Consider the following 6,470-nt stretch of genomic DNA (forward strand, 5'->3'; position numbering starts at 1 on the left):
GCAGCCGGCGCCGGCATTGCCGCCGTAGCCTCCTTTGCCGGTTCCACCGTTGCCGCCGGTTCCACCATTGCCAGTGCCACCGTTGCCGCCATTCCCGGCGGAGCCGCCATTGCCGGCGCCACCGTTGCCGCCGTCGCCGCCATTCCCGCCGGAGCCGCCATTTCCGGCGCCACCGTCGCCGCCATTCCCGCCGGAGCCGCCGTTGCCGGCGCCACCGTTGCCACCATTCCCTCCATTGCCGCCGTTACCGCCATTCCCCCCATTGCCACCATTTCCGCCGTTGCCCCCTGCGGTCTGAGCCAGAAGAGCGCGGTTGGCGTCCTGGATGAGCGCAGCCGGGTCCATCGACCGGTGGACTCCGTCCCGCGGCTCCGACAGGACCGACGCGGCGTGGGTTGCCATGGCCGTCGCCAGCAGCATGGTCGATGCGAGCAGCACCGCTGCCGAATTGCTTCTGAGTTGTGGGAAGATGGGGCGCGCGATGTCGGCATTCGCCGTCGATGTGAAAAACCGCGGACGCCCAGCCGACAAGACAGGCTCCGCCCCGATTCTGCTTGAGATGATATCAGCCACCCGCATACCCCCGATCCCGACTTATAGACCGGTTCGGCGCGCGTTCTTCGACCATGCCAGAAAAAGTCAGCGTCCGGCGCGGTGCCCGTGCGGCTGGCATTCGCGGTTCGGTTTGGGAGGGCCGCCGAGGCCTCAAATCACCTTGCAGCTCCTAAAGCGACGCACGCGCCGCCGCCTCGGCGAACGAGATGTCGCCCTTGATCTCGCGCATCGCCATCGAGGTGACGGTGCGGCGAACGCCAGGCAGCCGGCTGAGCTCCTCGCGCAGCATCCTGTCCAGCGCCCTCATGTCGACGGTGACGATCTGCAGGAGATAGTCGGCCTCGCCGGTCGTGGCGTAGCAGCGGCGGATCAGCGGGTGTTTCCTCACCGCCGCCTCGAAGGCGTCCGACACTTCGAAGTCGATCGACACCTGGATGAAGGCCTCGATGCCGAAGCCGATCGAAGCGGGATCGACACGGGTGGAATAGCCGCGGATGACGCCGGCCTCTTCCAGTGCCTTCACCCGTTTCCAGCATGGCGTCTTGCTCAGGCCCACTTCCTCGGCCAGCTCGCCGAAAGAGAGGCGCGCGTCGCGCTCGAGCGCTGCCACTATTCTACGGTCGAGAGCATCCAGCATCGATCGTTCTCCGATATGGCAAGAATGATGTAAAATCGTCCTTCATTTCACGCCATTTGGATAACAGAAAGGAACAATGTTCAAGCACAAAGCGCTATCCTTGCCGCACGGTCGAAAACCCCGCCTGCGAGGAGGCTGCGCCATGGACAAATCCGACTACCACGCCCGCATCGAGGCGCCCGAGATGCGCGACTACGGTGTCTATCTGCAATGCGACAAGCTGCTCGCCTGCCAGAAGCCGCTTGCCGACATGGTCAACGCCGACGAACTGCAGTTCCAGATCGTGCACCAGGTCGAGGAAATGTGGATGAAGCTCATCGCCTACACGCTGGTCGATGTCCTCGACTATCTGGAGAGGCAGGACACGCACCGCATCGTCACGCTGATGGGTCGCGTCCACCGGCTGATGCGCATGATGACGGCGCAGCTCGATCTCCTGGAGACCATGTCGCCCAAGGAGTACCAGCAGATCCGCCTGCAGCTCGGCAATGGCAGCGGCCAGGAATCGCCGGGCTTCAAGCTTTTGCTGCGCCTGCCGCCGGATCTTTGGCGGGCCTTCAAACATGCTTATCTCGACGGCCGCGGGCTGACCGTGCAGGACATCTATGACGAGCATTACGACCACGGCGATGCTTACGTCGTGGCCGAGGCGCTGATCGAATTCGACGAGCTGTTCCAGAAATTCCGCGCCAATCACCTCTATCTGATCCACCGCTCGATCGGGCTCGGCGCGAAGTCGCTGAAGGGCCGGCCGGTGGAAATCCTCGAAGGCGGCGCCCGCCACCGCTTCTTCCCCGAGCTGTGGGACATACGCTGCGACATGACCGATCGCTGGGGCGCCGAATACGGCACCGTGCGGGAATCGATCAGCCGTCCGGGCTGAGCCTTTTTCCTCGCCCCGCGCGAAGCGGGGGGAGAGGTCGCCGCGTAGCGGCCGGAGAGGGGCCCTCGTAGAGCGCACAGTTGGCGGGAAGGGCTCGTCGCGTGGCGTTCATGCTGCGGCCGCCGGCGTCGCCCCTCTCCGTCGCGGCTTCGCCGCGCCACCTCTCCCCGCCTGCGGCAGGGGCGAGGAAAAGGGCGCTCCAAACAATTTTCTCCATCCCTGTCGGAACCATCTCCCTCCGCCCGTCCTTGGGGCATCAACAGACAAACCCGGAGGAACATCGTGGAAACGCAATCGACCTGGCAGACCGCCGCCATTCTCGTCGCCCGCCTGATCTTCGCCGCCATGTTCGCCATGGGCGTCGCCTTCAAGCTGATGGATATGGGCGCCACGGCCGGCTACATCGCCGCCGCCGGCTTCCCGTTCCCCCTGTTCCTCGCCTGGTGCGCGGCGATCCTTGAAACGCTGCTGGTAATCGCCTTCCTGACCGGCGCCTTCATGACGCCGCTGGCGCTGATCGGCGCGGTTTATGTCGTCTTCCTCGGCTTTGCCTTTCACGGCCCGTCACACTGGACGGCGGACCAGGCCGAGTTCGGCGCCTTCATGTCGCATTTCCCATTCGCCGCCGGCCTGCTCTACGCCGCGGTCCACGGCCCGGGCAGCGTGCTCGCGCTCAAGCAGGGCTGGCCGGGCCGGGCATGACCCTTCCTTCTCCCCGTTCTACGGGGAGAAGGTGCCCGAAGGGCGGATGGGGGGCGGTGCCTGCATCTCCAGGCAAGGCGCACTCCCACAGCCTCACATCTGGTCGTTATACGGCTCCTTCATCTGCCCGACCATGCGGGCCAGCTTGGAGAAGGACGGCATGTCCGCTTCCGGCTGGCATTGGTTGGCGAGTTCGAGCAGGCGGATCGGGAAATTGATGGCGTCGCGGTTCGATGCCGAGATCGCTTCCGAGCGCTCCTCGCCGGTCTCGCCGGCTTCGGCCTTGCGCAGCGCGATGTCGATCTCCTCGACGCTCAGCACGCCTTTCTTGACGAGCACATGGTTGATTGCAGCGACAGCCATCAGCAGGCCCTCGAGCTGAAGATTGGCGACGTTCATGGCGTTCCTCCCATTGACCTCGCCTCAAGAACGCATGAGGGGCGTTTCCGATCCGGACGGGGAAAGCTGGCGCGGTTCAGGCCTCCATCCACCGCTCGCCATATTCGCTCCAGAGCTGCCTGATCTCGCGGTTGCCAAGCGGCGGCGTCTGGCGGTCGCCATAGAAGATGGCGACGGCGCTGAGGTCGTATTGGCCCTCGGCCTGGGCGATGAAGCGGATCGCTTCGCCGAGTGGTCTCGAATGGAAGATCGGATCGGCTTGGCCTCGGCCAAGGCTGCGAACGCCCGAAATGCTTGCAGGTACATGCCGCATCCGAAAGACGGATGCCATGGCAGGTCTGTCCATGCCGCTCTCCGCGATTCCCTTGGGGAATGATCCCATAAGCTCCGGCTAATGACCAGCCCGGGGGGACAACCGGTCACAGCAAGAGAGCGGCAAGGCACAATTTTGAAACGAAAGAGGCCTGGAAAGAAAGGGCCGGGCGCAATAGCCCGGCCTTCCTTTCCGCGCGGCCGTCGCAAGCAGCCTGCGCTCACTACTACTTTGGACGGTCGCGGCTGGTGCGGCCGGACCGAAAATGTCTACCTGTGCCAGCGATGCAGCCAATCCGGGTCTGGATCGGAATTCCTGCTGATTGCCATGCCGGCCAGCAAGCCGACCAGGCCGCCGATCAACATCGCGGTCGAGAAGGCGCCGGGGTTCTGCTGCACCGTTTCCGAAACGCTATGCGCCTGGCTGCGCAACTGGCTTGCGGCGCGCGACGCGCGGTCGGAGGCGCCGCTGTAGAGGTTCGAAGCGCGGTCGGCCGCGCCTCGGTACCAGCCATGCGCAGTCTCGGCGGCCTCCTCGGCCTGTTCGGAAAGCGCGCGGTTCAGACGGTTCACCTCGCGCTTCAACTCGGCGATCTGCTTCTTCATCGCGTCTTCCGATGCACGCGTGGCACGCGCGCTGCTACGCGACGCGGGACGGTTGCGCGCGGCGGTGGCTTTCACGTTGCCGTTGGCTGAATTGGTAGTGCTGGTGTCATTGTCTGCCATCGGTCTCTCCTTTTTGCCTCCTGGAACGGCCATCACGCCTCATTGTTCCCGCGAGCGCGCCGCCCGGCCAAAACACCGGGACCGCGGAGCGTGCTCCACGGCCCTGCGCTGCAAGCCCGATGCCCTTACTTGCCGCAGTTCTTGTCGTTAACGTTCGGCTGCATCGTCCCGGCGGTGCTGTTGTTGGCATCGCCCACCGCGCCTTGCGGACTGCTCGGGCAGTTCTTGTCGGCGTTTGAATTCATGTCGCCGCCGGTGACGCTGCCCGTCGTGCCCGTATCGGGCGCGGCCTGGTCGGGCGGCGGGCTGCCCGGCGTCTTCGGGTCGACGGTGATCGTCTGACCGCTGCCGCCACCCTCATTTCCGGCAGTGCCGGCGGTCTGGGCCATCGCCGCCGTGGCGAGGCCGATGGTCAGCGCCGAAGCTGCAAAAATCTTCGTAAGCATGATCTTTCTCCTCTGTTGCGAGACGGTCGTCCGTCACGTTGCGACTAAGGATGGAACCCGTCGGACCAAGGTTGGTTCCGACAAAATTTGTTGTAATCTGGCCCGGCGTTTCAATTTATGGGTGTGGCGCGCCGGGCGCTGCGATTTTGAGGAATGTAGGAAAATGTACCTAGAAGCTATTGCCCGGTGAAGGCAGCTATGCTACTATTTTGTCCATGGTGCTGATTTGCGCCAACGACCCGCCGCCCGGCGGATTTTTTGTTTTTCGCGCCATCCATTCTTTCGAAGCGCTGGCGGACGCCCTCTCTGTCCTGCGGCGCTTTCAACATTTTTGCCTGAGGCCCAGATGCCACGCTATGCCACCATCGTCACCGCCGATGACGGCGCTGAGATCGTCAGCGCCATCGGCGAATTCGAGGGGTCGAGCCTGCCGCGCGGCTCAGGCCGTGTCGAGCAGGTCGCGCCAGGCGTGCGCATCGGCATGGTTCGCGGTGGCCCTGATGAGGCCGTCGCCGGTTTCGGTTTTCCGCGCCAGGACCTCGGCCCGTCCTCCGTCCGCGCGGTGACGGCGAAGCTGAAAGCAATGACCGCGCCGGCCGCCGATGCCCGGGCCACCAAGCAGGCCAGCGCCAGGCCACGCAGGAAACCAGCGCGCAAGGTCCGCAAGGTCAAGGCGGCGAAAGCCGCGCCATCGCAAGCGGCCACCCATGGCTGACGAAAGCAGGCGCCGCGCCGGCGCGAAGCGGGCAAGCCGAAAGCCGAAGGGCCCCCAAGCCGGGGCCGCTCTGGCCACTCGCCCGAAGCGCCCGCGAAAAACGCTCGTCGACGATTTCGCGGCAGCCCTTCGCGCCGACTTCCGCGCCCATGGCGCCGGCGTCATCGCCGCGGTGCGGGCCGAAAAACCGGAGCAGTATCTGAAGGTCGTGCTGACGATGCTGCCCAAGGATTTTTCGGAAAGTGCCGATGCCAATCAAAACAGTCTCGGGCAGTTGAGCGATGAGGAGATCCGCAGGCGCATCCGCGGCCTCGAGGCGAACGTCCGGCCGCTCCTCGACAGTGATGCAAACCTATCTGGCGCTGCTCGAGGAGATGGACCGACGCCGTCGCCGCAATCTTCTTCAGGCCTACGCGCCGTACAATCGGCAGGCTGATTTTCACGCGGCAGGGGCAACGAACCGCGAGCGCCTGTTCATGGCCGGCAACCAGCTCGGCAAGACCAGGGCAGGGGGCGCGGAATGGGCCATGCATCTCACCGGCCGCTATCCGGACTGGTGGGTGGGCAAGGTGTTCGACCAGCCCGTCAGGCTCTGGGCCGCCGGCGTCACCGGCGAAGGCACGCGCGACAACCCGCAGCGCGTGCTGGTCGGCCCGCCGCAGCAACAGGCAGAATGGGGCACCGGCATGATCCCGGCCAATGCCATTGCCGACACGGTGATGGGGCGCGGCGCGCCGGGAGCGCTGGACAGCGTCGTCGTGCGCTGGGGCGGTGGCGGCGACGTGCAGGCCGGCGAAAGCGTGCTCTCCTTCAAGAGTTACGAAAAGGGTCGCGAGAAATGGCAGGGCGAGACCCTGCACGGCGTCTGGTTCGACGAGGAACCGCCGCTGGATATTTATTCGGAGGGCCTCACCCGCACCAACGCGACCGACGGCATAACGATCGTGACGTTCACGCCGCTGTTGGGGATGAGCGATGTGGTGCTCAGGTTTTTGAGCGCGGAGGCGGTTCAAGGCTTTGTCCAGCCGATAGATGGGTAACACTTTGAACCGGATACATAGGTAACAGTTTCTCCCCTATGATGCGTTCGCCGCA

Annotated in this window: 11 protein-coding genes; 5 read left to right on the top strand and 6 right to left on the bottom strand. The window is 64.8% G+C overall.

Annotation, left to right across the window (positions count from 1 at the left end):
* Together FJ424_RS33125 and FJ424_RS33130 are read right to left on the bottom strand one after the other, a co-directional pair.
* Nucleotides 1-402, bottom strand: a 402-nt coding sequence (locus tag FJ424_RS33125; RefSeq protein ID WP_181183378.1) for a hypothetical protein, incomplete at its 3' end; no start/stop codon positions are given.
* A 322-nt stretch (nt 403-724) separates the two neighbouring features.
* Nucleotides 725-1,192: an Lrp/AsnC family transcriptional regulator gene (locus FJ424_RS33130; protein ID WP_140651974.1), complete on the bottom strand. Its 468-nt coding sequence runs from the start codon at nt 1,190-1,192 to the stop codon at nt 725-727.
* A gap of 142 nt (nt 1,193-1,334) precedes the next feature.
* On the opposite strand from FJ424_RS33130, the gene FJ424_RS33135 reads away from it, so the two are divergent.
* Together FJ424_RS33135 and FJ424_RS33140 are read left to right on the top strand one after the other, a co-directional pair.
* The gene (locus FJ424_RS33135) at nt 1,335-2,075 is read left to right on the top strand and encodes a tryptophan 2,3-dioxygenase family protein (protein WP_140651972.1); all 741 of its coding nucleotides are present in this window, start codon (nt 1,335-1,337) and stop codon (nt 2,073-2,075) included.
* 279 nt (nt 2,076-2,354) lie between these two features.
* The gene (locus tag FJ424_RS33140; RefSeq protein ID WP_140640953.1) at nt 2,355-2,777 is read left to right on the top strand and encodes a DoxX family protein; all 423 of its coding nucleotides are present in this window, start codon (nt 2,355-2,357) and stop codon (nt 2,775-2,777) included.
* 93 nt (nt 2,778-2,870) lie between these two features.
* On the opposite strand, the gene FJ424_RS33145 is transcribed toward FJ424_RS33140, so the two are convergent.
* The 4 genes from FJ424_RS33145 to FJ424_RS33160 all read right to left on the bottom strand — a co-directional run bounded on the left by FJ424_RS33145 (nt 2,871) and on the right by FJ424_RS33160 (nt 4,660).
* Nucleotides 2,871-3,176, bottom strand: coding sequence for a hypothetical protein (locus FJ424_RS33145; RefSeq protein WP_140651970.1), 306 nt, complete (start codon nt 3,174-3,176; stop codon nt 2,871-2,873).
* 76 nt (nt 3,177-3,252) lie between these two features.
* On the bottom strand, nt 3,253-3,522 hold the full coding sequence (locus tag FJ424_RS33150; RefSeq protein WP_140651968.1) for a hypothetical protein: 270 nt from the start codon (nt 3,520-3,522) through the stop codon (nt 3,253-3,255).
* Between the two features lie 236 nt (nt 3,523-3,758).
* Nucleotides 3,759-4,214, bottom strand: a complete 456-nt coding sequence (locus FJ424_RS33155; protein WP_140651966.1) for a hypothetical protein — start codon at nt 4,212-4,214, stop codon at nt 3,759-3,761.
* A gap of 125 nt (nt 4,215-4,339) precedes the next feature.
* Nucleotides 4,340-4,660 (bottom strand): hypothetical protein, encoded by a 321-nt coding sequence (locus FJ424_RS33160; protein ID WP_140651965.1) that lies wholly within the window; start codon nt 4,658-4,660, stop codon nt 4,340-4,342.
* A gap of 346 nt (nt 4,661-5,006) precedes the next feature.
* Here FJ424_RS33160 and FJ424_RS33165 point away from each other — a divergent pair, with 346 nt between their 5' ends.
* Genes FJ424_RS33165 through FJ424_RS33175 form a run of 3 tightly spaced genes read left to right on the top strand, consistent with a single transcriptional unit; the run spans nt 5,007 to nt 6,415 of the window.
* Nucleotides 5,007-5,375 carry a hypothetical protein gene (locus tag FJ424_RS33165; protein ID WP_140651963.1) on the top strand — a complete coding sequence of 123 codons (369 nt, stop codon included), beginning with the start codon at nt 5,007-5,009 and terminating at the stop codon, nt 5,373-5,375.
* Nucleotides 5,368-5,811 (top strand): hypothetical protein, encoded by a 444-nt coding sequence (locus tag FJ424_RS33170; protein ID WP_246677426.1) that lies wholly within the window; start codon nt 5,368-5,370, stop codon nt 5,809-5,811. The genes FJ424_RS33165 and FJ424_RS33170 overlap by 8 nt, the downstream gene beginning before the upstream one ends.
* A 40-nt stretch (nt 5,812-5,851) precedes the next feature.
* Nucleotides 5,852-6,415: a terminase family protein gene (locus FJ424_RS33175; protein WP_246677427.1), complete on the top strand. Its 564-nt coding sequence runs from the start codon at nt 5,852-5,854 to the stop codon at nt 6,413-6,415.
* The last annotated feature ends 55 nt before the right edge of the window (nt 6,416-6,470 follow it).

It is taken from the genome of Mesorhizobium sp. B3-1-8, from assembly GCF_006439495.1.
Classification (GTDB): domain Bacteria; phylum Pseudomonadota; class Alphaproteobacteria; order Rhizobiales; family Rhizobiaceae; genus Mesorhizobium.

What these genes read in the sequence shown, in the direction of transcription:
- FJ424_RS33130 (WP_140651974.1), bottom strand. Translation starts at nt 1,192, where the DNA reads ATGCTGGATGCTCTCGACCGTAGAATAGTGGCAGCGCTCGAGCGCGAC.
- FJ424_RS33145 (WP_140651970.1), bottom strand. Translation starts at nt 3,176, where the DNA reads ATGAACGTCGCCAATCTTCAGCTCGAGGGCCTGCTGATGGCTGTCGCT.
- FJ424_RS33135 (WP_140651972.1), top strand. Translation starts at nt 1,335, where the DNA reads ATGGACAAATCCGACTACCACGCCCGCATCGAGGCGCCCGAGATGCGC.
- FJ424_RS33150 (WP_140651968.1), bottom strand. Translation starts at nt 3,522, where the DNA reads ATGGACAGACCTGCCATGGCATCCGTCTTTCGGATGCGGCATGTACCT.
- FJ424_RS33155 (WP_140651966.1), bottom strand. Translation starts at nt 4,214, where the DNA reads ATGGCAGACAATGACACCAGCACTACCAATTCAGCCAACGGCAACGTG.
- FJ424_RS33175 (WP_246677427.1), top strand. Translation starts at nt 5,852, where the DNA reads ATGGCCGGCAACCAGCTCGGCAAGACCAGGGCAGGGGGCGCGGAATGG.
- FJ424_RS33160 (WP_140651965.1), bottom strand. Translation starts at nt 4,660, where the DNA reads ATGCTTACGAAGATTTTTGCAGCTTCGGCGCTGACCATCGGCCTCGCC.
- FJ424_RS33170 (WP_246677426.1), top strand. Translation starts at nt 5,368, where the DNA reads ATGGCTGACGAAAGCAGGCGCCGCGCCGGCGCGAAGCGGGCAAGCCGA.
- FJ424_RS33165 (WP_140651963.1), top strand. Translation starts at nt 5,007, where the DNA reads ATGCCACGCTATGCCACCATCGTCACCGCCGATGACGGCGCTGAGATC.